The sequence below is a fragment of the Nocardiopsis sp. CNS-639 genome (assembly GCF_000381685.1).
Classification (GTDB): domain Bacteria; phylum Actinomycetota; class Actinomycetes; order Streptosporangiales; family Streptosporangiaceae; genus Nocardiopsis; species Nocardiopsis dassonvillei.
Genome location: NZ_KB906876.1, coordinates 14,614 through 36,555 on the forward strand (window position 1 = coordinate 14,614; position 21,942 = coordinate 36,555).

Annotated in this window: 21 protein-coding genes; 13 read left to right on the forward strand and 8 right to left on the reverse strand. The window is 73.9% G+C overall.

Annotated elements, in window-relative coordinates:
* Positions 1–153: 153 nt before the first annotated feature.
* Complete coding sequence (locus G011_RS0125160) at positions 154–804, forward strand: flavin reductase family protein (protein WP_019610879.1); 651 nt, start codon at positions 154–156, stop codon at positions 802–804.
* 149 nt (positions 805–953) lie between these two features.
* Here the strand turns inward: G011_RS0125160 and G011_RS0125165 are convergent, their stop codons facing one another.
* A complete protein-coding gene (locus G011_RS0125165; protein WP_231391589.1) occupies positions 954–1,361 on the reverse strand; it encodes a hypothetical protein in 408 nt (135 codons plus the stop codon).
* A 130-nt stretch (positions 1,362–1,491) separates the two neighbouring features.
* Here G011_RS0125165 and G011_RS30250 point away from each other — a divergent pair, with 130 nt between their 5' ends.
* From G011_RS30250 to G011_RS0125180, 3 genes are all read left to right on the forward strand, one after another.
* Positions 1,492–3,165, forward strand: a complete 1,674-nt coding sequence (locus G011_RS30250) for a transposase (protein ID WP_231391590.1) — start codon at positions 1,492–1,494, stop codon at positions 3,163–3,165.
* Positions 3,162–3,737 carry a TetR family transcriptional regulator gene (locus tag G011_RS0125175; protein WP_019610881.1) on the forward strand — a complete coding sequence of 192 codons (576 nt, stop codon included), beginning with the start codon at positions 3,162–3,164 and terminating at the stop codon, positions 3,735–3,737. Before G011_RS30250 ends, G011_RS0125175 begins: the two co-directional genes overlap by 4 nt.
* 206 nt (positions 3,738–3,943) lie before the next feature.
* Positions 3,944–5,911 carry a M3 family metallopeptidase gene (locus tag G011_RS0125180; RefSeq protein WP_019610882.1) on the forward strand — a complete coding sequence of 656 codons (1,968 nt, stop codon included), beginning with the start codon at positions 3,944–3,946 and terminating at the stop codon, positions 5,909–5,911.
* A gap of 166 nt (positions 5,912–6,077) precedes the next feature.
* Here the strand turns inward: G011_RS0125180 and gcvH are convergent, their stop codons facing one another.
* Complete coding sequence (gcvH, locus tag G011_RS0125185; protein WP_019610883.1) at positions 6,078–6,473, reverse strand: glycine cleavage system protein GcvH; 396 nt, start codon at positions 6,471–6,473, stop codon at positions 6,078–6,080.
* A gap of 293 nt (positions 6,474–6,766) precedes the next feature.
* On the opposite strand from gcvH, the gene G011_RS0125190 reads away from it, so the two are divergent.
* From G011_RS0125190 to G011_RS0125200, 3 genes are all read left to right on the forward strand, one after another.
* The gene (locus G011_RS0125190; protein ID WP_019610884.1) at positions 6,767–7,534 is read left to right on the forward strand and encodes an enoyl-CoA hydratase/isomerase family protein; all 768 of its coding nucleotides are present in this window, start codon (positions 6,767–6,769) and stop codon (positions 7,532–7,534) included.
* A 79-nt stretch (positions 7,535–7,613) separates the two neighbouring features.
* Entirely contained in the window at positions 7,614–8,198 is a 585-nt protein-coding gene (locus G011_RS0125195; RefSeq protein WP_051104407.1) for an immunity 21 family protein, read from the forward strand.
* 137 nt (positions 8,199–8,335) lie between these two features.
* Complete coding sequence (locus G011_RS0125200) at positions 8,336–10,039, forward strand: bifunctional (p)ppGpp synthetase/guanosine-3',5'-bis(diphosphate) 3'-pyrophosphohydrolase (RefSeq protein ID WP_019610886.1); 1,704 nt, start codon at positions 8,336–8,338, stop codon at positions 10,037–10,039.
* Positions 10,040–10,317: 278 nt separating this feature from the next.
* On the opposite strand, the gene G011_RS0125205 is transcribed toward G011_RS0125200, so the two are convergent.
* Positions 10,318–11,439 (reverse strand): NADH:flavin oxidoreductase/NADH oxidase, encoded by a 1,122-nt coding sequence (locus tag G011_RS0125205; RefSeq protein WP_026338647.1) that lies wholly within the window; start codon positions 11,437–11,439, stop codon positions 10,318–10,320.
* Between the two features lie 188 nt (positions 11,440–11,627).
* Here G011_RS0125205 and G011_RS0125210 point away from each other — a divergent pair, with 188 nt between their 5' ends.
* A complete protein-coding gene (locus G011_RS0125210; protein ID WP_026338648.1) occupies positions 11,628–12,053 on the forward strand; it encodes a helix-turn-helix transcriptional regulator in 426 nt (141 codons plus the stop codon).
* Between the two features lie 183 nt (positions 12,054–12,236).
* On the opposite strand, the gene G011_RS0125215 is transcribed toward G011_RS0125210, so the two are convergent.
* Entirely contained in the window at positions 12,237–13,244 is a 1,008-nt protein-coding gene (locus G011_RS0125215; RefSeq protein WP_019610889.1) for an NAD(P)/FAD-dependent oxidoreductase, read from the reverse strand.
* Positions 13,245–13,398: 154 nt separating this feature from the next.
* Between G011_RS0125215 and G011_RS0125220 the strand changes: the two genes are divergently transcribed.
* The gene (locus G011_RS0125220; RefSeq protein WP_019610890.1) at positions 13,399–14,340 is read left to right on the forward strand and encodes a hypothetical protein; all 942 of its coding nucleotides are present in this window, start codon (positions 13,399–13,401) and stop codon (positions 14,338–14,340) included.
* Here G011_RS0125220 and G011_RS0125225 read toward each other — a convergent pair.
* A complete protein-coding gene (locus G011_RS0125225) occupies positions 14,306–15,643 on the reverse strand; it encodes a DUF418 domain-containing protein (RefSeq protein ID WP_019610891.1) in 1,338 nt (445 codons plus the stop codon). The genes G011_RS0125220 and G011_RS0125225 overlap by 35 nt on opposite strands.
* A gap of 245 nt (positions 15,644–15,888) precedes the next feature.
* On the opposite strand from G011_RS0125225, the gene G011_RS0125230 reads away from it, so the two are divergent.
* Entirely contained in the window at positions 15,889–16,080 is a 192-nt protein-coding gene (locus G011_RS0125230; protein ID WP_019610892.1) for a DUF2795 domain-containing protein, read from the forward strand.
* A 129-nt stretch (positions 16,081–16,209) separates the two neighbouring features.
* Here G011_RS0125230 and G011_RS0125235 read toward each other — a convergent pair whose 3' ends face one another.
* Positions 16,210–16,965 (reverse strand): ZIP family metal transporter, encoded by a 756-nt coding sequence (locus G011_RS0125235; protein ID WP_026338649.1) that lies wholly within the window; start codon positions 16,963–16,965, stop codon positions 16,210–16,212.
* A 231-nt stretch (positions 16,966–17,196) separates the two neighbouring features.
* Between G011_RS0125235 and G011_RS0125240 the strand changes: the two genes are divergently transcribed.
* The gene (locus tag G011_RS0125240; RefSeq protein ID WP_019610894.1) at positions 17,197–18,687 is read left to right on the forward strand and encodes an MFS transporter; all 1,491 of its coding nucleotides are present in this window, start codon (positions 17,197–17,199) and stop codon (positions 18,685–18,687) included.
* A gap of 14 nt (positions 18,688–18,701) precedes the next feature.
* Positions 18,702–19,340: a TetR/AcrR family transcriptional regulator gene (locus tag G011_RS0125245; RefSeq protein WP_019610895.1), complete on the forward strand. Its 639-nt coding sequence runs from the start codon at positions 18,702–18,704 to the stop codon at positions 19,338–19,340.
* A 148-nt stretch (positions 19,341–19,488) separates the two neighbouring features.
* Here the strand turns inward: G011_RS0125245 and G011_RS0125250 are convergent, their stop codons facing one another.
* Positions 19,489–20,478: a DUF5937 family protein gene (locus tag G011_RS0125250; RefSeq protein WP_019610896.1), complete on the reverse strand. Its 990-nt coding sequence runs from the start codon at positions 20,476–20,478 to the stop codon at positions 19,489–19,491.
* Between the two features lie 214 nt (positions 20,479–20,692).
* On the opposite strand from G011_RS0125250, the gene G011_RS0125255 reads away from it, so the two are divergent.
* On the forward strand, positions 20,693–21,046 hold the full coding sequence (locus G011_RS0125255) for a cupin domain-containing protein (protein ID WP_019610897.1): 354 nt from the start codon (positions 20,693–20,695) through the stop codon (positions 21,044–21,046).
* 126 nt (positions 21,047–21,172) lie between these two features.
* Here the strand turns inward: G011_RS0125255 and G011_RS0125260 are convergent, their stop codons facing one another.
* Positions 21,173–21,712, reverse strand: coding sequence for a hypothetical protein (locus tag G011_RS0125260; protein WP_019610898.1), 540 nt, complete (start codon positions 21,710–21,712; stop codon positions 21,173–21,175).
* Between the last annotated feature and the right edge of the window lie 230 nt (positions 21,713–21,942).

Sequence of the window (21,942 nt, forward strand, 5' to 3'; positions counted from 1 at the left end):
CGCAGCGGTGTCCGGGCCGGGGCTCGTCCCGGCCCGGACACCGGTCCGCGGGTGCTGGACCCCGGACACCGGTCCACGGGCGCCGGTCCGGTGGCGTGAGGGCCGGGAACAGTTCGACCGCCGCCGAAGTGTCGGCCTCCTAGAGTCCCGGTCATGACCACCGACCAGCGAACGGCCCCGGGGCACGCCGCCGCGCCCCTCGCCCACCGCACCATCCGACCGCGCATCCTCTACTTCGGCACCCCCGTGGTGCTGCTCTCCACCGTCAACGAGGACGGCACCCCCAATCTCGCTCCGATCTCCTCGGCCTGGGCCCTGGGGTACCTGTTGGTACTGGGGCTGGGGGCCACCGGGCAGACCGCGCGCAACCTGTCCGAGCGCCCCGAACTCGTGGCCAGCTTCCCCGCCGCCGAGGACTGGGCCAGCGTCGAGCGGCTGGCCCCGCTCACCGGGCGCTCGCCCGTGCCCCCGGGCAAGCCGCCGGGCTGCCGCTTCGAGGCCGACAAGTTCGCCGCCGCGGGCCTGACCCCGCAGGAGTCGCAGCGGGTCGCGCCGCCCCGCGTGGCCGAGTGCCCGTTGCAGCTGGAGGCCCGGGCGGTGCGCGTGGACGCCGACGCCTCGGGCGACTTCACCGTGGTCCAGGCCGAGGTGCTGCGGGTGCACGCGGACGAGCGCCTGGTGGTGCCCGGCACCGACCACGTCGATCCCGCGCGCTGGAACCCGATGATCTACAACTTCCGCCACTACTTCGGGCTGGGGCGCCAGCACGGGCGCTCCCACCGCTCCGAGACGCCCGGCTCCTGACGGCCGCGAACATGTCGGCGCCCCGCACCGCCTTCTTCCCCGCTGACGGTGCGTGGCGGGGGAGGAGACGAAGCCGCACCGACGGACTGAGGACGGTACCCCCGGGGGGCGGTGCCGTCGGCCGGCCCGGGCCGCGGCCGGGCCCGCGCTCAGTCCAGGTCGGACATGTCGAGCACGAAGCGGTAGCGGACGTCGTTGCGTTCCAGGCGTTCGAGCGCCGTGTTCACCTGGGACGACGGCAGCAGCTCGATGTCGGCGGTGATGCCGTGTTCGGCGCAGAAGTCCAGCATGGCTGCGGTGGACGGGCGTCCGCCGCTGCCCGCAGAGCTGAGACTCTTGCGGCCGATGAGCAGGTCGGTGGTGTCGACGGTGACCGGGCCGAGGTGGCCGAGGTGGCTGAGGGTGCCGTCCATGGCGACCGTGCCCAGGTAGGGGGCCGGGTCGTGGGGAGCGGAGACGGTGTCGATGACCACGTCGAACCTGTTCCGGGCGGCTTCCATCTGCCCGGCGTCGGTGGAGACGACGAACCCGTCGGCGCCGAGGCCGCGTGCCCCCACCCCGGTCAACGGCCCGCCCAGGAAAGTCTGTCCGAGGAGTTTGCTGATTCTCGGGACAGGCGCCCTTGGTCCTGGCTACGGTCGTATCGAACACAGCGACGAAACCGGCAGGATTGGGAGGTGGGAAGGGATGTCAGGTACGGGCATGCGGCGGTTGCGGTCGATCGCCGACCCGTTCCTGGCTCCTGCTCCGACCGGGGTGAGCGTGCGTGATCGGCTCAAGGGCCTCACACCACGGGACGAGGCGGTGCTGCGGGCCGTGGGCGCGCACCTGGGGTCGCTCGCCTCCACGGACCTGGCCGCCCGGTGCGCGGACGGCACCGGCCACGGCAAGGACTCCTGGGCGGCCCGCAAACGGCAACTGACTCCCCAGTCCTCGTCGCGGTGGGCGGGGGCGATCACCAGGGCCTCGAACGAGCAGTGGGCGCTGGCCCGCCGCAGCCAGGCCGCCCACCTGCACCGCCTCCAGGCGGGGATCGACACCCTGCGCCACCGGCTCTCACAGCCCCTGGGGGCCAAGGGCAGTCAGGGCGCTCCGGGCGGGTACGCCTGTCGGTGGGAGTGGCACGCCAAGTCCCGACGCCTGGCCGCCTTGGAACATCGCCATGCGGCGGCGGTGGCCGACTGGGAGGCGGGCCGTGTACGGGTGGTGCGCGGTGGCAAGCGGCTGTTGAACACCCGCCACCACCTGGACCAGGCCGGACTCACCCAGGCCCAGTGGCGGTCCCGGTGGGAGGCCGCACGCTTCTTCCTGTCCGCTGCTGGTGAGTCCGGCAAACGCTACGGCAACGAGACGATCCGTATCACCCCTGAGGGGCAGGTCAGTATTCGGTTGCCCTCCCCGTTGGCGCATCTGGTCAACGCTGCGCATGGTCGGTACGTGCTCTCGGGCCGGGTGGTCTTCGCTCACCGGGGCGCGGAGTGGGCTGATCGGGTCGAGGCCGACGGGGCGGTGGCCTACCGGATCCACCTGGACACCGAGCGGGACCCTGGTCAGGGCCGGTGGTATGTGAGCGCGTCCTGGACCCCACAGGCGGTGCCTGCCCTGCCTATGCAAGCGGCGCTGGCCCGCGGGGTGGTGGGGGTGGACGCCAACGCCGACCACCTGGCCGCCTGGCGACTCGACGTGCACGGCAACCCGACCGGGAACGCGCGACGGTTCGCCTTCGAGTTGTCCGGCAGCGCGTCCCACCGGGACGCGCAGGTGCGTCATGCCCTGTCCCGGATGCTGCGCTGGACCACGACAAGCGGTGTGCGGGCCATCGCCGTGGAGGACCTGGACTTTTCCGCAGAGAAGTCCCGGGAGAAGTACGGACGGCGTAAGAAGTTTCGTCAGTTGATCAGTGGTTTTCCCACCGCTCGGTCGCGGTCCCGGTTGGTGTCGATGGCCCACGCCCTGGGGGTGGCGGTCATCACGGTGGATCCGGCTTATACATCAAGGTGGGGTGCCCAGCATTGGCAGCGACCCCTGTCCACCAAACGTAGGAAGGTCTCCCGGCACGATGCGGCGAGCATCGAGGTCGGGCGGCGCGCCCAGGGCCACCCGGTCCGGCGACGGACGGCACCGCCCCCACACCACCGGAGTGATGGTGTGGGGCATCGGACCGCTCAGGCCGGACCGGGGAGTTCGGGGCGTGAGGGAAACCGCCCACCCGTCACGGAGCGTGCACACGATGTGCGTGGCCGGACGGGGCAGGAACGCGGTGACCCAGCCCATCCAGCACCGTTCGGGATGGGTGCGGTGCCAGCGTGGCCCCCCGGGGTTACTTCTGATCACTGTTCAGGAACGGTTCCCAGACGGTGATCCCGGCGCGGAGCAGGGACGCCGCCACGCGGGAGTTCGCCCGGTACGGCATCGCCGGAGCCCGCGTCGAGCGGATCACCGCCGCCGCGCGGACCAACAAGGCGCAGCTCTACGGCTACTTCGGCAACAAGGAACGGCTCTTCGACGCGATCTTCCTCGCCTCGCTGGAGCGCATCACCAACGTCGCCCCCATCGACGCCGACGACCTGGCCGACTGGGCCGTGCGCCTCTACGACGAGTACCTCGCGCGCCCCGACCTCATCCGCCTCGCCACCTGGGCCCGTCTGGAACGGCGTCCGGAAGGGCACCTCGTCGCGGAGCACGAGAGTTACGACGACCACAAGCTCCGCGCGATCGCCGAGGCCCAGGCCGCCGGACGCGTCAGGCGGGGCGACCCCTTCGACGTGATGGCCGTGGTCATCGCCATGTCGATGGCCTGGCCGCCGGTGAGCAACGTCTACGCCGCCACCGCGGCGGAGCCCCCGGACGTACACGACCAGCGGCGGGCCCTGCTGAGGGACTGCGTCCGCCGCGCCGTCGCCCCGGAACAGGCGGCGACCGAGGGAACGTGAGCCGGGGCCGACCGCGACCGGCGACGCTCCCGGGCGTGCGGGTGACACGGGGCGGGGAGCAAGGTAGAACAGCACGAGCGCCCCGAGCACCGGAGCCCGCACGGCCGAGAACCCTGACGCCGCGGAGTCCGGCGCGTGTTCCACAGCTCCGCCGCGCACCACCGCGGGGGAGCGGGGCCGGTAACGACGAACGAGGAGCACGATCCTTGACCGACAACCCGTTCCTGTCCCCGAGCGAGCTTCCCTACCGGCTCCCCGACTTCGCGGCCATCCGCGAGGAGCACTTCCTGCCCGCGTTCGACAAGGGCGTGGCCGAGCACCTCGCCGAGGTGGACGCGATCGTCCGCGACCCGCAGCCCCCGACCTTCGACAACACCATCGCGGCACTGGAGCGCTCCGGCGCGCTCCTGGCCAGGGTGGAGACCGTCCTGCACACCCTGGCCGGTTCCGACGCCACCGACGGCATCGAGGAGATCGAGCGGGAGATCGCCCCGAGGGCCGCCCAGCACCGGGACGCCATCTCGCTGAACCGGGACTTGTGGGAGCGCGTGCGGCAGGTCACCGCCTCCGACCCGCAGGAGGCCTGGCTGCTGGAGCGGTACCGCCTCGACTTCGTCAAGGCGGGCGCCGACCTTGACGACGAGCAGCAGGCCCGGCTCCGCGAGCTCAACACCGAGCTCGCCGGACTGAGCACCGAGTTCTCCCGCAACGTGGTCCGGGCCACCCGCGAGGCCTCCCTCGTCACCGGCGACGTCTCCGACCTCGACGGCCTGGACGAGGCGCACATCAGCGCGATCGAGCGGGACGGGGAGTACGTCCTGCCCCTGCTCAACACCACCGTGCAGCCCGCGCTGGCCCAGCTCACCAACCGCGCCACCCGCGAGCGGCTCTACACCCTGAGCGCCGAGCGCGCCCCCGAGAACCTCGGCATCGCCGCGCGCATGGCCGTCCTGCGCGCCGAGCGGGCCGCGCTGCTCGGCTACCCCGACCACGCGGCCTACACGGTCGCCGACCAGACCGCCAAGACCGTCGACGCGGTCGAGGAGCGGCTCGGCCAGCTCGTCGGACCCGCCCGGCGCAACGTCGAGAAGGAGGCCCGGGCCCTGGCCGAGCACGCCGGGCACGACATCGAGCCCTGGGACTGGCCCTTCTACGCCGAGCAGGTGCGCAGGGAGCGCTACGACTTCGACGACAGCGTCCTGCGTCCCTACTTCGAACTCGGCAGGGTGGTCCGGGACGGCGTCTTCCACGCCGCGACGCTGCTGTACGGGATCACCTTCGCCGAGCGGCCCGACCTGCGCGGCTACCACGAGGACGTGCGGGTGTGGGAGGTGTTCGACCGGGACGGATCGCCCCTGGGGCTGTTCCTGCTGGACCCCTACGCCAGACCGACCAAGCGCGGCGGCGCGTGGATGCACAACCTGGTCGACCAGTCCTTCCTGCTGGACGAGCGGCCGGTGGTGGTGAACAACCTCAACATCACCAAGCCTGCCTCGGGCCCCACCCTGCTCACCTTCGACGAGGTCGAGACGGCCTTCCACGAGTTCGGCCACGCCCTGCACGGGCTGCTGTCGGCCGTGCGGTTCCCGCGCGTGCAGGGCACGAGCGTGCCGCGCGACTTCGTGGAGTTCCCCTCCCAGGTGAACGAGATGTGGGCGACCTGGCCGGAGGTCCTGTCCCACTACGCCCGCCACCACGAGACCGGTGAGCCGGTGCCCGCCGAACTCGTGGAGCGCCTGACGGCCGCCCGCCAGTTCAACCAGGGCTTCGCGACCTTCGAGTACCTGGCCGCGGCGCTCCTGGACTGGTCGTGGCACCGCCTGGCCCCGGGCGAGGCCGTGGAGGACCCGGCCTCCTTCGAGGCGCGCGCCCTGGAGGCGGCGGGGGCCCTGCACCCCCTGGTCCGTCCGCGCTACCGGTCGGCGTACTTCATGCACGTGTTCGCCAACGGCTACAGCGCGGGCTACTACTCCTACGTGTGGAGCGAGGTCCTGGACGCCGAGAGCGTGGAGTGGTTCACCGAGAACGGCGGCCTCACCCGGGAGGGCGGCGACCGCTTCCGGGAGAGGGTGCTGTCCGTGGGCGGCGGTGTGGACCCCATGGAGGCGGTCCGCGACTTCCTGGGCCGTGAGCCCCGGATGGAGCCCCTGCTGGTCCGCCGAGGGCTGGTCTGACCCGGGGCCGGGCGCACCGGGAGGCGGTGTGCCCGGCCCCTGCGGTCCGTGTCCCGCGGGCCCGGCCCCGCCGCCCGCGCGTCCGGGCCCCGGCAGGGGCGGGCCGCGCGGGAGGCGGGGACCCGACGGGCCCGCCGAGGAGAGGGTGCGGGCCCGCCTGCGAGCCCTACTCCTCGGTCTCCTCCCGGAGCAGCTCCGCGTAGGCCTCGGCGTCGAGCAGCCCGTCCACCGCCCCCGGGTCCGAGGGCCGGGCCCGGTAGAGCCAGCAGTCGTAGGGGTCGTCGTTGACCTGCTCGGGCTCCTCCGCGAGTTCGGTGTTGACCTCGACCACCTCGCATCCGAACGGCGCGTAGAACTCCGACACGGCCTTGACCGACTCCACCGTGCCCACCGCCTCCTCGACGTCGAAGCTGTCCCCGGCCTCGGGCAGCTCCAGGAAGACCACGTCGCCCAGTTGCCGCTGGGCGAAGTCGGTCAGTCCGACGGAGACCGTGCCGCCGGGCTCCCGGCGGACCCATTCGTGGGTCGTGGTGTAGAGCAGGTCGCCCGGAATGCTGGCCATGGCAGAACCCTTCGTGTCTTCGCGTCTTCGAAGCGCGATCGCCGCTGCTGGGCGACCGGCAAGGCCAGTGTGCTGGACCGGCGGGCGCGCGTGGGCGCCTTTGGCGCAACCGGGGGAGGGGAGTCGGTCCGACGGCTTCCGCCGCACGCCGCGCGCGTGGTGCGGGTGAATCCCAGTGCCCGGTTCGTCCGGTTCGCGTCGCACGCGCGTTCGGGAGGGGGCGGTCGCCCACGGTTGTCCTACTCGGCGGTAACATCGTGGCCGGTCACACCGAACGCACGGGAAGGCGTCAGATGAGCGAGGAACTGTCCGTCCGCCTCGACGGCCATGTCGCCGTCCTGGAGATCCACCGGCCGCCCAACAACCACTTCGACCACGCCCTCCTCAAAGAGCTGGCGGACACCGCCGAGGAACTGGTCGCCACCGGGGACCGCCGCGCCCTCGTGGTGTGCTCGGAGGGCAAGAACTTCTGCGCCGGGGTGGACTTCGCGGCGGGCGGGGTCGGCGACACCCCGGTCCGGACCCTCAGCGCCATCTACGGTGAGGCGCTGCGCCTGTTCGCCCTGCCGGTACCCGTGGTCGCCGCCGTCCAGGGCGCGGCGGTGGGCGGCGGCCTGGGCCTGGCCTGCGCGGCGGACTTCCGGGTGGCCGCGCCCTCCACCCGCTTCCACGCCAACTTCGGGCTCCTGGGCCTGCACCAGGGCTTCGGGCTGAGCGTGTCCCTGCCCGCGATCGTCGGCCGCCAGAAGGCCGCCGACATGTTCTACACCGCCCGCCGGGTCACCGGCACCGAGGCCCACGCCATCGGCCTGGCCGACCTGCTGGTGGACGAGGCCACCCTGCGGTCGGCGGCCGTGGACCACGCCCACCGTATCGCCGCCTCCGCCCCGCTGACCGTGCGCTCGATGAAGGCCACGCTCCGCGCCGACCTGCTCGCCGCGCTGCCCGCCGCCCTGGACCGGGAGGTCGTGGAGCAGAACAAGCAGCTCGGCACCAAGGACCACGAGGCCGGGGTCAGCGCCTCCCTGGCCCGGGTCAGGCCCTCCTTCACCGGCGAGTAGCCGCGGCGGCCACGCGGACACGGCAGGGGCACCGACGACCGTGGCTGGACTGTCGCTGGCCGGGGACACACTCGGTGCCATGAGTTCTCGGATCGGAGCCAACGAGCCCCGTAGCCCCCTTACGTGGATCGAGTCCATGGGCGGCCCGCTGCTCGCCATCCCCGTCTCCCTGCTTCCCGCGTGGGAGGGCTGTACCGAGACGGGGATGATCTGGGGGGAGACGGACACCCCTGACGACTACGACCGGGCCTGCACCGTGGACGGCCTGGCCGGGGTGATCGCCGTGGGAGACGGCGACGGGCGGGCACTGGTCCTGGGGGACGGCCCCGACCCCGGCTGTTACCTGCCTGAGCACCGTGCTTTCCTGCGCTGGATCGCCGCCGACTCCGAGGCCGACCTGAGAGCCGCGGCCGAGGCGGTCCTGGCCGATTCCGCCGTGGAATGGGAGGAGTGCGGTGTCTGGGTGACGGACGGCCCCGCCGTCCTCATGGACTCCGTCACTCCGGGGTCCTCTCCAGACACCGTCCACCCCGGAGAAGGGTCGCCCGAGCGTGCTCCTGTCCCGCTGCCCGCCGGTCGGTGGAGAGTGAGCGCCGCCCACGCCCGGACCGACGAGGGGACTCAGGTCAGCCTGGTGCGGCTCCTGCCTGCCGGGGACCTTTGAGGCCGGGCCCGGTCACGGGCCCGCGGCCGGTGGTGCGTGCGGCGTCTGGGAGCGCGGACTCCGGATTCCCGGTCCCACGGCGGCCGCCGGTCACTACACTGTTCGGACTCGGATCAGTGTGCGGACAGGGGGTCGCGATGGGCGCACCCGATGTGACGGCGTCCACCCAGTGGTGGCAGGGGCTCAACGCGGCCAAGGCCACCTCCACCCCCGCCGACCGGGTCCGGGCCCTGGTCAGGGAACACCAGCGCTGGTACCCCAGGGCCGACGTGGCGCTGCTGAGCCGGGCCTACGCCGTGGCCGAGCACCTGCACAAGGAGCAGAAGCGCAAGAGCGGCGAGCCGTTCATCATCCACCCGGTCGCCGTGGCCACCATCCTCGCCGAGATGGGCCTGGACACCGCGACGCTGGTCGCCGCCCTCCTGCACGACACGGTGGAGGACACCCCGTTCAGCCTGGCCCACCTCGCGGCGGAGTTCGGCACCGAGGTCGGGGTCATGGTGGACGGCGTCACCAAGGTGGACCGGTCCATGTACGGCAGCGCGGCGGCGGGGGAGACCTTCCGCAAGATGGTGGTGGCCGCCCGCGACGACCTGCGCGTGCTGCTGATCAAGCTCGCCGACCGGCTCCACAACCTGCGCACCCTCCAGTTCCAGCCCCCGCACAAGCGCGTCAAGATCGCCCAGGGCACCCGGGAGCTCCTCATCCCCCTCGCGGAGCGGCTGGGGGTGTACCGGCTCAAGCGCGACCTGGAGGACCTGTGCTTCGAGTACCTGGAGGGTGAGGACTTCGAACGGGTCAGCACGCGGGCGGCCCGGGTCCGCGAGGGCTGCGCCCACGAGATCGACGCGCTGCGCGTCTCCCTGCGCGACGGCCTGGCCTCCTTCCGCGTCAAGGCGCGGGTGGAGGTGCGCTCCCGCCACCCGTACTCGGTGTTCACCTCCGGAACCGGCCTGACCGGCGACCCCGACCCGCTGGACACCGTCCGGTACGTGGTCGTCGTCAAGGGCGACGAGCGCAACGCCTACCTGGCCCTGGGGGCGGTCCACGGGAGGTGGAAGCCCTACCCGGCCAAGTTCCGCGACTTCATCGCCACCCCCCGGTACAACCTGTACCGGGCGCTGCACACCACCGTCCTCACCGAGTCCGGCCGCCGCGTGCAGATCATCATCTGCGACTCCCACGCCCAGCAGGTCTCCGAGTACGGCATCATCGCCGACATCCGCCAGGCCACCGGCAGGGACGGCCGTCTGACCACCGAGCGCACCACCGACCCGGAGTGGCTGACCCGGCTGCTCGGGTGGCAGGAGCAGGCCTCGGCCGAGGAACTCCTGGAGGGCGTGCGCACCGACCTCGCCGACAGCATCACCGTGCTCACCGGGCAGGGCCAGGTCCTCACCCTCCCCGAGGGCGCCACACCGGTCGACGTGGCCTACGCGCTCGGCGCCGACACCGGCGACCGCTACTCGGCGGCGGCCATCGACGGACGCCTGGTCAGCCCCGCGACCCGGGTCCGCGAGGGGGAGACGGTGCACATCATCACCAAGTCCGTGCCCGCCCCCGACCGCGGGTGGCTGGACTCGGTCAGGACCGGCAGGGCGCGGGTCGCGATCGCCGCCTGGCACCGCACGCGCGCCCACGAGCAGGCGGAGCACACCGGCCGGGAGCGGATGATCGCCCTGGTGGGGGCGGACCGTCTCATCGAGGCCGAGTCGTCGGGGGCGATGACCGGGGTGGCGCGCCGTTCGGGGTACCCGTCCCTGGAGGAGCTGTACGTGGCCCTGGGCTACGAGCAGGTCAGCTCCGAGGACGTGGCCGCCCTCCTTCCGGCGTCGGCCTGAGTACGGTCGTCCTGAGGGCGGGCGGGCCGGGATGGCGCTCCGGGCGTCCCGGGCGTCCCGGGACTCCCGGAGCGGTTGCGGCTGACGCGTTCGTGGGCGGCGCCCGTCACGGGCGCCGCCCACGAACGGGTTCTCCGCAGCCGGGAGCGCAGGGGAAGTCCGCTCCCGGTACCGGTCACGCCGGAGCCCGCGCGGGGCCTCCGGCGCTTCCGACGGGTTCCCGGGCGGCGGACCCGGAGCCGTGTGGTCCGGGCCCGCGGGGCTCTGCTCCGCCCGGTTCAGGCCCCGCTGGCGACGCGCGGGCGGCCGACCGCGTAGCCGTACTGCTCGGGCCAGTGCGACTCGGCGCCCAGCTCCTCCGCGGCGCGGTGGGCCCAGTAGGGCTCGCGCAGCAGCTGCCGTCCCAGGAACACCGCGTCGGCGCGGCCCGAGGCGACGATCTCCTCGGCCTGGGCGGGTTCGGTGATCGCTCCGACCGCGCCGGTGGGCAGGCCGGTGGCGCCGCGGACCTGCTCGGCGAAGGGCACCTGGTAGTTCGGGCCCACGGGGATGAGGGCGTCGGCGACCAGGCCTCCGGTGGACACGTCGAGGAGGTCCACGCCCCGGGCCTGGAGCTCCTTGGCGAGCAGGACGGTGTCCTCGCCGGTCCAGCCCTCGCGCTCGTCGGCCTCGTTCTCGGTCAGCCAGTCGGTGGCCGAGGTGCGGAAGAACACGGGCAGGTGCTCGGGCCACACCTCGCGCACGGCCTCGACGACCTCCAGCGCGAAGCGCATCCGGTTCTCGGGGCTGCCGCCGTACTCGTCGGTGCGGTGGTTGGTGGCGGGCGACAGGAAGGAGTGCAGCAGGTAACCGTGCGCGCCATGAACCTCGGCCACCTGGAACCCGGCGGCCAGCGCCCGCTCGGCCGAGGCCGCGAAGTCGCGGACCAGCTGCCGGATCCCGTCGGCGGTCAGCTCGACCGGCGCGGGGTAGCCGGGGAAGGCCTCGGTGCCGGGACCCACCGTCGGCCAGCCGCCCTCGGACTCGGGGACGTACTGTCCGCCCAGCCAGGGCTTGTCCGTCGAGGCCTTGCGCCCGGCGTGCGCGAGCTGGATGGCCGGTACCGCGCCGTGGGCGCTGATCGCGGCGGTCACGCGTTTGAAGGCCTCCTGCTGGCGGCTGTTCCACAGGCCGAGGTCCCAGGGGCTGATCCGCCCGTCGGGCCGCACGCCGGTGGCCTCGACCATGACCAGACCGGTCCCGCCCGCGGCCCGGTCGGCCAGGTGCGCGAGGTGGAAGTCGGTCGGGGCGCCGGCGTCGGGCCCTTCGGAGGCGGCCGAGTACATGCACATCGGGGACATCCACACGCGGTTGGGGATCTCCAGCGACCTCAGCTTCAAGGGGGTGAACAGCGTGCTCAAGGGGTGTCCTTCCGTCTGGGGCGGGTGGTCGGCGTCCATCGGGGAGCGGGTCCGGCGCACGGAGGCCGAACTTTAATACGATGGATGTCGTACTACGGTAAGCAACGTACTACGAGGATTGTCAAACTACGACCGTCCTCGTACTTTGTGGTGGAAGTCGCACGGCGCACGGCAGTGGAGGTCATGGCATGCCCGGCAGGGAACGAGGGGCCCGAAGCGGTCGGCAACTGGAACACCCGCCCGCCGAGGAGATCCGGGTGGAGACGGTCATGCACGCCCTGGCCGACCCCGTGCGCCTGCGCATCGTGCGCGAACTGGCCCGGGGCCACGACGACATGGCCTGCATCGCCTTCGAACTGCCGGTGAGCAAGTCGACCTCCACCCACCACTTCCGCGTGCTGCGCGAGGCGGGGGTCATCCGCCAGTACTACGAGGGCACCTCGCGCATGAGCTGTCTGCGTACGGAGGACCTCGGTGCGCGCATGCCCGGACTCCTGGAGGCGGTCCTGCGGGCCGCGCACATCGCCGAGGGCGACGACGCCGCCGGTGAGTCCGCGGAGGGAAGCCCTGACGGGGCCGCCGCCCGGGTGAGCCCCTCCGGCCAGGCGTCCTGAACGGAAGGGGCAGGGCGGGCGGCCACGGTCGGCGGCCACGGGCCCGCCCGGCCGATCCCTCCTTCGAAGCAGTGGCGCCGCCTCCTGAGCGGTGGTGCCGTGAGCGTGTTCCGGCCAGGTGAGGGCCCCGCCCTCCGGGGGCGCCGGAGGACGGTCCGGCGCCCCCGGGCGGGCGGGCAGGGTTCAGTCCACGACGCGTCCCCGCGCCTCCGTGGTGCCGAGGGCGGCGCGCGCCGCCGCGGCCGCCCCCGCGTCGGCGGCGATCAGGTCCGCGTTGAGCGCTGCGCCCGCCTGCGTCCCCGACGCCGCCGCGACCGGGACGTTCGCCGTCACGTCGGCGACGTTGCCCGCGGCCCACACCCCCTCGACGCCGGTGAAGCCGCCCGCCTCCACGGCCAGCTGCGCGCCCATCCCGGTCGGGTGCTCCGTCAACGCCAGCCCCAGGTCGGCGAGGAAGTCCGCGCGGGCCGTGAACCGCGGCGCCACCGCCAACGTGTCCACCGCGATCTCCTTGCCGGAGGCCAGGCGCACGCCCGCCAGCCGGTCCCGGTCGTCGACCTCCAGGCCGCGGACCTCCCCCTCGACCACGCTGACGCCCAGCGCGGCCAGCTGTTCCCACTGCTCGTCGCCCAGGTCCACGCCGTTGTGCAGGAACAGCGTCACCCGCGACGACAGCTGCCGGAACATCAGCGCCTGGTGGAACGACCCCGGCCCGGTCCCCAGCACCCCGACGGCCCTGTCACGCACCTCCCAGCCGTGGCAGTACACGCAGTGCACCACGTCCCGACCCCACAGCCGCGCGAGGCCGGGGACGTCGGGCAGTTCGTCCACCAGCCCCGTGGTCAACAGCAGCCGCCGGGCCACCGCGCGGCCCCCGTCCTCGGTGCTCACCACCAGGTTCCCGTCCTCCCGGCGCACGCCCGCGACGCGGCCGGACACGACTCGCCCGCCGTAGGAGGCGACCTCCTCGCGCCCCAGCCGGAGCAGTTCCAGCGGCGGGATCCCGTCCCGGGACAGCAGGCCGTGCGCCCCGGCCGCCGGGGCGTTGCGCGGTTCCCCGGCGTCGACGACCAGCACCGAACGGCGGACCCGGGCCAGAGTCAGCGCGGCCGACAGGCCCGCCGCACCGCCCCCGACCACCACGACGTCCCACGCCTCACCGGATGCCGGTACCAACTCGTTCTCGCTCATACCGCCACGATGCGGCCGCGGCGCCGCGTTGCCAAAGTCCTTTGCCGAACCGGCAAAAACGGGGTGGACCAGAGGACCTCGGGACCCCCGGGCCACGGCCGCGGACCGCCGCGCGCCGGTGGTGTTTTCCCTGGAAAAACGGCATCCTGGCGCGATGACGGATACGTGGTACCGCGGTTCGGGGCCCTACTGCTACTCCAACTGCCTGGTCATGATGCTGGGTGGGGACGCGCCCGACGCCGCGGTGGTCGAGACGGTCACCGGCAGCCCCTTCGGCGTCCAACTGGAGGACGGGCTCGCCTTCTTCGACCCGTGCGGCTGGAACCCCGGCATCGGTGTGGACGAGGCGCTGACCGCCCTGGGCTGGACGGCGCGGACCACCAGCGGCGGCGACGCCGACACCGCGTTCGACCGCCTCATCGCGGCCCTGGCCGAGGGGCCGGTGATGGTCGGCCCCGTCGAGATGGGCCACCTGCGCCACCAGCCCGGCATGACCGGGCCGATCGGGGCGGACCACTACGTCGTCGTGCTCGGCGCCGACGACACCCACGTGACGCTGCACGACCCGCAGGGCCACCCCTACGCGCGGCTGCCGCGGGCCGCCTTCGCCGCCGCCTGGCGGGCCGAGAGCGTCGCCTACGCCGAGCCGTACACCATGCGCACCGAGTTCACCCGGGTCGGGCGGGTCGACGCGGCCCGGGCGGTCGGCGCGGCCGTCCCCCGGGCGGTCGACTGGCTCGGCGGAGCCAACGGCGACGCGGCACTGGCCCTCGCGGACCTGGTCGGGCGCGGCTGCGACCCTGAGCTGCGCGGCCACCTGGTCGGCTTCGCGGTCCGGGTCGGCGCCCGGCGCCTGGCGGACGCGGCGGCCTGCCTGCGCGGCGTCGGCCACGCGGACGCGGCCGCGACCCTGACCGGGCAGGCCCGCCTGGTCGGATCGTTGCAGTACCCACTCGTCACCGGCGACGACGGCGCGGCCGCCGCGGTTCTACGGGACCTGGCCCCCACCTACGGGGTCCTGCGCGACCAGCTGGCCGGGTTCCGGAACCGGGAGGGCGCGTCTACCGCCGCCCCGGGCGGGTCCGGCGGTAGATGAGCCGACGGAGCAGATACTCCGCCGGGCCGGGGTGGCCGGCGCGCTCCAGGGCGTAGGCCGCCACGACCGTGACCAGCCACACGGCCAGCGCGAACGCCGCCATGGACGCGCTGTTGAGGTGGGCGCCCAGCCCCAGACCCCAGGCGGCGAGCAGCGGCGAGAAGAGCAGCGAGTGGGCCATGTAACCCGACATGGAGCGCCTGCCCAGCGCCGCGACGGCGGTCACCGCCCGGCCCGCGCCGGTCCGGCCGACGCCGCCCCGCCGCGACAGCCGGTGCGCGGCCAGGGCGAACAGCGCGACGTAGCCCAGACCGCAGGCCAGCCCCGTGGCGGCCTGGACCGCGGGCAGCGGCCCCCCGTCCCCGACCGCGCCCGGGGCGGCCCCCACCAGCCCCGCGTGGACCAGCGCCGACGGCAGTCCGCCCAGCCAGCCGACCGGTATCCCCACCGCCGCCGTCCAGCCCAGCAGCCGCAGGTGGCGGTGCGGCTCCTCCAGGACGCGCCGCCGCGCCGCCCAGAAGCCCAGCAGGATCATGGCGAACCCGCCGAAGGACAGCAGGCCGCCCGCCAGGGTGACGAACGCCCAGGTGACCAGCCGTGTGCCCGCCGCCGCCAGCGGGTCCTCCTCCTGGGCGGCGTAGGCCAGGTAGGACGGCTCGGCCCCCGCGCCGCCGACGCCCTCCAGCCCGTGCGCCGCCAGGCTCCACGCCGCCTGTGCGGCGGGGACCGCGATGAGCAGGGCGAACACCGCCGCCCCCGCCAGCAGCACCCGGTCCCCGCGCCGGATGAACAGCCACACCAGCACCAGGCTCGCCACCCCGTACGAGCCGATGATGTCGCCCGCCATGAGCAGGGCGGCGTGCGCGAACCCGAACACGACCAGCCACAGACTGCGTCGGCGCAGCAGCGCCACGGCCGTGCGTTCGGAGGTCCCGTGCGCCCTCTGCCGCAGGAACAGCTGCGTCATCCCGTAGCCGAACAGGAAGGCGAACAGGGGATAGGCGCGCAGGTCCAGGCCGACGATCATGGCGAACCGGACCGCCCGGTCCGGCCACGAGCCGTCCACCGGGTGCCAGCCGGAGGGGCCGTGCTGGGCCGCCCACAGGTGGAACGCGGTGTTGGACAGCACGATGAGCAGCAGCATCATCCCGCGCGCCAGGTCCGGGGCCAGGGCGCGCTCACCCGGCAGGACGCCGCCGCGCGGGGCGCGTCCCGCGCCGCCGGGGCCGTCGTCCCGCCGCCTCCGGTCCCGTGCCGCGCCCCCGGCGCCGCCGTGTTCCTCTTCGTCCGTGGATCCGCGCATACCGCGACCCTAGGAACCGGGCCCGGTCCGCGGCCTCGGCCGATCGGCCCGGTCGCGCCGCCGTTCGGCCGCTTCCCCGGTCCGGGAGACGGAGGCGGCCGGCCCCCGTACCCCGACGTCCGGCCACCGCCGACGCGACGGACGCGGGGACGCCCCCTCTTTGCCCTCCGGTGGTATTCCCGCGCGCGCCGTCCGGGTAGCCGACGGGAGTCCGTCGCACGAGCACGCGAACCCGGGAGGAACCCATGGCCGACCTCAACCCCATCGAACTGCAGAAGGCGCTCAAGGGCGCCGACTACCCCGCCAGCCGCGACGACCTGGTGTCGCTGGCGAAGGGCAACGGTGCGGGCGACGACCTGGTCCAGAAGCTGTCCAACGCCGGTACGAGCCGGTTCGACGGCCCCGACGACGTGCAGAAGGCCCTCTTCGGCAAGTAGCGGTGCCGCCGGGGGAGCCGCCGGAGGAGCCGCCGGCCCGCGCGGCTCCCCGGCGCCCCCGCCGACAGCCACAGGGCCCCGCTTCCGCACCTGACGGCCTCTCGGGCCCCGCGCCCCCGCCCCCGCCGCTCAGGCGTGGGAGAGCGCGAAGGAGACCAGGAACCCGCAGACGGTGATGACGCCGATGGCCAGGTGGGTGTCCTCGAAGGCCTCGGGGATCATCGTGTCGGCGATCATGGCCAGGATGGCCCCGGCCGCCACGGCCGTCACCGTCGCCACCACGAACGCGGGCAGACCGCCCACCACGGCGTAGCCCACCATGGCGGAGACCATGCTGGCGGCGGCGATGGCCCCCCACACGCCGAAGACGTAACCCCTGCCGCGACCCGCCCGCCGCATCCCCGCCGAGCTGGACAGCCCCTCGGGGATGTTGCTGATGAACACCGCCGCCACGGTCACCGTGCTGACCGCGCCGCCCTGGGCCAGGCCGACGCCGATGACCGCCGACTCCGGAACGCCGTCCAGCAGCGCCCCCAGCGCCAGCGCGAGGCCCGACCCGGCCTGCTGGCCCTCCGAAGGCTGCTTCCCGGGCTGGGCGGACCGCTTGCGGTGCCGCGCGCCCCGCCGGGCCAGCGCGATGTTGCCCACGGTGTAGGCGCCCGCGCCCGCGAGGGTGCCGACCACCGCCGGGACCAGCCCGGCCTCCGCGTGCGCCTCGGCGATCAGCTCGAACGAGACCGCCGACAGCAGCACCCCGGCGCCGAAGGCCATCACCGAGGCGATCACCAGGCGCGGAATCCGCAGGGCGTACCCCAGCACCGCGCCCACCAGCAGCGCCGACCCGGCCAGCAGTCCCCAGGCGCCCGCCTCCACCACTCCCGACATTCCCAGCCCCCCCGCTACCGGCGCACAGCCGAACAGCACGCCTTCCCTTACGGGTGGTAGCAGGAAGGGGCGCCGGGTGCCGCGCGGCGCGCCCCTCAGGTCCGCGAACGTCCGCGAACGCCCGCGCGCCAGGGAAGACGGCCCGTCCGCACCGGGGGCGCGGGCGCGAAACTGTACCGGACGTAAGGTAAATTTCGGCCCATGGGCTCACATCAGACGCACGCGACGGCCATGACGGCGACACGCCGGTGGCTGCTGCTGGTGACCGTGGCGGCCGGACTGCTGCTCGTCACCGTGGACAACACGATCCTGTACACCGCCCTGCCGACCCTGACCGCTCAACTGGGGGCGACGGGCGCGCAGAGCCTGTGGATCATCAACGCCTACCCGGTGGTCATGGCCGGTCTGCTGCTGGGCAGCGGCACGCTGGGCGACCGGATCGGCCACGTGCGCATGTTCGTGGTCGGGCTGGTGGTCTTCGGCCTGGCCTCGCTGGTCGCCGCGTTCTCCCCCACGGCCTGGGTCCTCATCGCCTCGCGCGCGCTGCTGGCGGTGGGCGCGGCGGCGATGATGCCCGCCACCCTGGCGCTGATCAGGATCGCCTTCCCCATCGAACGCGAACGCAACATCGCCATCGCGGTCTGGGGCAGCGTCTCGGTGGTCGGCGGCGCGCTGGGGCCGATCGTGGGCGGGGTCCTGCTGGAGTTCTTCTGGTGGGGCTCGGTCTTCCTCCTCAACGTGCCCGTGGTCATCGTGGCGCTGGTCGCGACCGCGCTGATCGCGCCGCCCAACCTCCCCGACCCCGGCAAGCACTGGGACCTGGTCTCCTCGCTCCAGGCCATGGCCGGGCTGGTCGCCTCGGTGCTGGCGATCAAGGAGCTGGCGCACACGCCGCCGCGCTGGCCGGTCTTCGCCGTCGCCGTGGTCGTGGCCGTGGTGGCCTTCGTCCTGTTCACGCGTCGCCAGCGCCGTCTGGACGATCCGCTGCTGGACTTCGGGGTCTTCCGCAACCCCGCCTTCACCTCCGGTGTGCTGGCCGCGGCGTTCTCGATGTTCGCCATCGGCGGCATCCAGCTCGTCACCACCCAGCGCTTCCAGCTGGTCGTGGGCTTCACGCCGCTGGAGGCCGGGCTGCTGGTGGCCGCCGTGGCGGCGGGTTCGCTGCCGACCGCGCTGCTGGGCGGCGCGTTCCTGCACCGGACCGGCCTGCTGCCCCTGATCGCGGGAGGGCTCGCCGCGGGCGTGGCGGGTGTGGTCGTCTCGGTCCTGGGCTTCCAGACGGGCATCGGCTGGCTCGTCGCGGGGCTGCTGCTGACCGGCGCCGGGCTGGGTGCGGCGATGTCGGTGGCCTCCACGGCGATCATCGGCAACGCGCCCGCCAGCCGCGCCGGGATGGCCTCCTCGGTGGAGGAGGTCTCCTACGAGTTCGGCAACCTGACCGCGGTGGCCCTGATGGGCAGCCTGGTCACCTTCGTCTACGCGGCCGCCGTCCAGCTGCCGCAGGGCGCCCCGGAGGCCGCCGGGAGGAGCCTGGCCGACGCCCTGGCCTCGGCCGGGGGCGACGACGCGGTGGTCGCCGCGGCCCACGCCGCCTTCGACACCGGCTACCTGGTGGTCATGGTCGTGGTCGCGGCGGTCCTGGCGTGCGGCGCGGCCCTCACCTGGCGGCTGCTGCGCCACCATGGTCCCGGCACGTCCTCGTCGGAGTACGCGGACCACTGACACCGGGGGAGAGCATGCGCAAGAGCAACCGGACACAGATCCTGGACGCGGCCTTCCGCGTCGTCCAGCGCGACGGCGTCAGGGCCCTGACCTACGAGTCGGTGGCGGCCGAGACGGGTCTGACCAAGGGAGGGCTGCTCTACCACTTCCCCTCGCGCGAGTCCCTGCTCCAGGCCCTGCACGAACACCTGGCCCAGGGCTGGGACGACCACCTGGCGGAGGCCGCAGGGAGGGGCGCGGACCGGGCCACGCCCCGCGAGCGCCTGGCGGCCTACGCCCGCGTGGCCGCGCACAGCTCCACGCGCGCCGAGCTGCTGCTCCTGCTGGAGACCGCGAACGAACCGGACACGCGCGCCCCCTGGGACGAGGTGATGGGGCGCTGGACGTCCGAACCGTCCGCCGGGCCGCTGACGCCGGAGGAGATGGAGCTGTTCGTGCTGCGCCTGGCGGCGGACGGCCTGTGGCTGTACGAGTCGCTGTCCAGCGGCACGCTCCCGCCCCCGCTGCGCCGACAGGTCGCCGAGCACCTGGCCCGCGCCATCGCGCCCGGGCAGGACCGGGACGCGGAGCCGGACCGGGAAGCGCCGGTTCCCGGTCCGGACGCTTCGCGCGCCCCGGACGCGAACCCGGAGCCGGGCGCCGGAGCCCGCTGACCGGGGGCCGGGGTCTCCTGTCCGGGCGCGCGCTCCCACCGGGCGCTCGTCCCGCGACTTTCGGGCGGACGTTCCCACCGGCTGCCGCTCGCCCCGCGACTCGCGGGCGTGCGCTCCGCGCCGGGGAGCGCAGCCGGTCCGCCGCCCCTCAGGCCCCTCCGCTCACCAGGGCCTCGCCCAGCGGCGTGCGCGCGTGCATCACCCGTGTGCTCTCCCGGCGACCATCCACCAGCCCCGACCGCCGCAGGATCGACAGGTGGTGCGAGGCGGTGGAGACCGCCATCGCGCAGTCCTCGGCCACCTCCGACGTGGACCGGGGCCCGTCCAGGGCCAGCAGGACGCGGGCGCGCCCCGACCCGAGCAGTTCCTCCAATGCCTGCGCGGCGGCCGTGTCCTCACGCGTCCACGACGCCGACAGCCCGTGCACCGGGTAGAACAGCGTCGGCTGCACGGGCGGCTCGGTGAGCACCGAGCAGCGCGGCGTGCTCATCACGGAGGGCGTGAGCACCACGCCGCTGCCCTCGCAGGCCACGTCCTCGTCGTGCCTGCGCATCCCGACCTCGATCGCGTCCCGGTGCCAGCCCACGGACTCGTGCAGCGTGCCCACCATCGCCGCCACGCCGCCCGCGCCCATGCGCCGCACCCGCAGGTCGATGTCCGCGCCCAGCAGACGCCGGATCTGCGGCCAGTGCGGGGCCAGCGCGGCTTCCCAGACCGCCGTCCAGGCGTCCGAGACCAGCGCGCGGGTGCGCTCGGGGTGGGCGAACATGTCCGCCACCAGGGTGTGGCGGCGCCCCCGCGAGCGCGCGAGCACCTTGGTCAGGTCGGCCCGGACGGCTTCGGGCGGCACGCGCCGCAGGCGCTCGGCCTCCTCCTCGGGGGTCATGTCCCAGGACGGAGCGGCCGTGAGGAAGTCGGGGAAGTAGCCCTCGCGGCCGATCACCGTGGCCAGGTACTCGAACGACCGCCTCGGCAGCGACCCCCGCACCGCGCGCAGCCAGCCCCACTGGAGCGGATGGCTTGAGGGGTCGAGCAGGACCCGGACCGCGTGGCACAGTTCGTGGCCCGGTGAGACGCCGAACCGGATCGCCGAGACGTCGGCCGCCCCGATCCGGAAGCGGACCCTGTTTCGACGCACATCGAAAGTGTAGAGCGCGGCGCGCCCGCCCGGCCATGGTGGAGCCACACCGAGACGGGCACAGCGAAGGGACACCGCGATGAGGTCCGCACAGCTCCACCACCATGAACCCGCCGCTCCGGGCGGCGGGGCCGAGGCGTCCGACCGGTACGTCTTCGACGGCCCGCTGGTCCGTCGACGTCCGCCCCGTGACCGGGTTCGAGGAGTGAGCACCATGGAGAGCACGACACACGACCGGGTGGTCCCCGCCGACGAACTCCGGATGGGCGACTCGCGCACGCTGCGCTTCGAGGGCCGCCCCCACGGCTCGGGGATCTCGTTCTTCCTCGTGGACAACGACCCCGGGCAGGGGCCCGGCCTGCACCGCCACCCCTACACCGAGACGTGGACCGTCCTGGAGGGCGAGGCCGCGTTCGCCGTCGGCGACCGCCGGTTGGCCGCCGGGGCGGGCGACACCCTGGTCGTCCAGCCCGGGGTGTGGCACGGCTTCACCAACACCGGCACGGGACGGCTGCGCGTGATGTGCGTACACGCCTCCGACACCATGATCCAGGAGTGGAAGGACTGACCCCGGCCGGACGGCGCGCGCCGCCGGGCCCCGGGCCCGGCGGCATACCCGGCATAAACGGACAAAGGTGAATCTACGCCGTAAAGGAGCTGCGTTCCAGCCAGAACCAGCGAACTGATGACGAGATCACGAGGCCAGGTAGCGGCCCGCCCACCGTGCGAACGGCTCGCCGTAGCGGTCCCGCGCGCCCTCCAGCACGGCGGCGACCTCGGCGTCCGTGGGCAGGCCGCGTCCGAAGTGCTCCCGGAGCCAGGCGCGGTACCGGGCGCGCCGGGGCCCGTTCTCGTCCTGGGGCTCCCCGCGCAGGTAGGGCGGGTAGCCGTGGTCGACGCCGATCTCGGAGTCCGCACCCAGGAGCAGGACCAGCCCGCGGGGGTTCTCGGCCACCACCGCCACGGCGCCCTCGTCGCCGAGGACGACGACGGGCAGGTCGGCGGGGTCCTCGCGGTCGTCGTGGCGCCACAGGGCGTAGACGGAGCCGGAGCCGTTGGCCAGGGCGAAGGGGATGAGGCGGGACCGGAACGCCGGGTCCTCCGGCCAGCCGGTCAGCTGTTCCGGGTCGTCGTAGCCGAGCGTCTCGAAGCCGTCCGCGACGAAGTCACCGGCGGCCCGCTCCTCCAGTTCCCTGAGCAGGTTCAGTTCCGGTACGGGTGAGTAGTGGTCCACGGTTCCTCCTGGGCGGTGCGGTGCGCGGGCCCGAGGAACGTACCGCGCCACCACGACACCCGGGGCGGCCGGTGGACGTCGCGGTCGGCGACGGTGACGGTGCCGTGCCACCACGACACCCGGGCGGCCCCGGCGGGGCGGGCCGCCCGGGGGAGGGGCGTGCGGCCCTTCCCCCGGAGCGGACGCGGCGTGTGCGGGCCCCGTCGGACCGCGGTCCCCGCCGGATCGCT

What these genes read in the sequence shown, in the direction of transcription:
- G011_RS30250 (WP_231391590.1), top strand. Translation starts at nt 1,492, where the DNA reads ATGTCAGGTACGGGCATGCGGCGGTTGCGGTCGATCGCCGACCCGTTC.
- G011_RS0125240 (WP_019610894.1), top strand. Translation starts at nt 17,197, where the DNA reads ATGACGGCGACACGCCGGTGGCTGCTGCTGGTGACCGTGGCGGCCGGA.
- G011_RS0125255 (WP_019610897.1), top strand. Translation starts at nt 20,693, where the DNA reads ATGGAGAGCACGACACACGACCGGGTGGTCCCCGCCGACGAACTCCGG.
- G011_RS0125200 (WP_019610886.1), top strand. Translation starts at nt 8,336, where the DNA reads ATGGGCGCACCCGATGTGACGGCGTCCACCCAGTGGTGGCAGGGGCTC.
- G011_RS0125195 (WP_051104407.1), top strand. Translation starts at nt 7,614, where the DNA reads ATGAGTTCTCGGATCGGAGCCAACGAGCCCCGTAGCCCCCTTACGTGG.
- G011_RS0125190 (WP_019610884.1), top strand. Translation starts at nt 6,767, where the DNA reads ATGAGCGAGGAACTGTCCGTCCGCCTCGACGGCCATGTCGCCGTCCTG.
- G011_RS0125160 (WP_019610879.1), top strand. Translation starts at nt 154, where the DNA reads ATGACCACCGACCAGCGAACGGCCCCGGGGCACGCCGCCGCGCCCCTC.
- G011_RS0125215 (WP_019610889.1), bottom strand. Translation starts at nt 13,244, where the DNA reads ATGAGCGAGAACGAGTTGGTACCGGCATCCGGTGAGGCGTGGGACGTC.
- G011_RS0125220 (WP_019610890.1), top strand. Translation starts at nt 13,399, where the DNA reads ATGACGGATACGTGGTACCGCGGTTCGGGGCCCTACTGCTACTCCAAC.
- gcvH (WP_019610883.1), bottom strand. Translation starts at nt 6,473, where the DNA reads ATGGCCAGCATTCCGGGCGACCTGCTCTACACCACGACCCACGAATGG.
- G011_RS0125230 (WP_019610892.1), top strand. Translation starts at nt 15,889, where the DNA reads ATGGCCGACCTCAACCCCATCGAACTGCAGAAGGCGCTCAAGGGCGCC.
- G011_RS0125245 (WP_019610895.1), top strand. Translation starts at nt 18,702, where the DNA reads ATGCGCAAGAGCAACCGGACACAGATCCTGGACGCGGCCTTCCGCGTC.
- G011_RS0125225 (WP_019610891.1), bottom strand. Translation starts at nt 15,643, where the DNA reads ATGCGCGGATCCACGGACGAAGAGGAACACGGCGGCGCCGGGGGCGCG.
- G011_RS0125210 (WP_026338648.1), top strand. Translation starts at nt 11,628, where the DNA reads ATGCCCGGCAGGGAACGAGGGGCCCGAAGCGGTCGGCAACTGGAACAC.
- G011_RS0125235 (WP_026338649.1), bottom strand. Translation starts at nt 16,965, where the DNA reads ATGTCGGGAGTGGTGGAGGCGGGCGCCTGGGGACTGCTGGCCGGGTCG.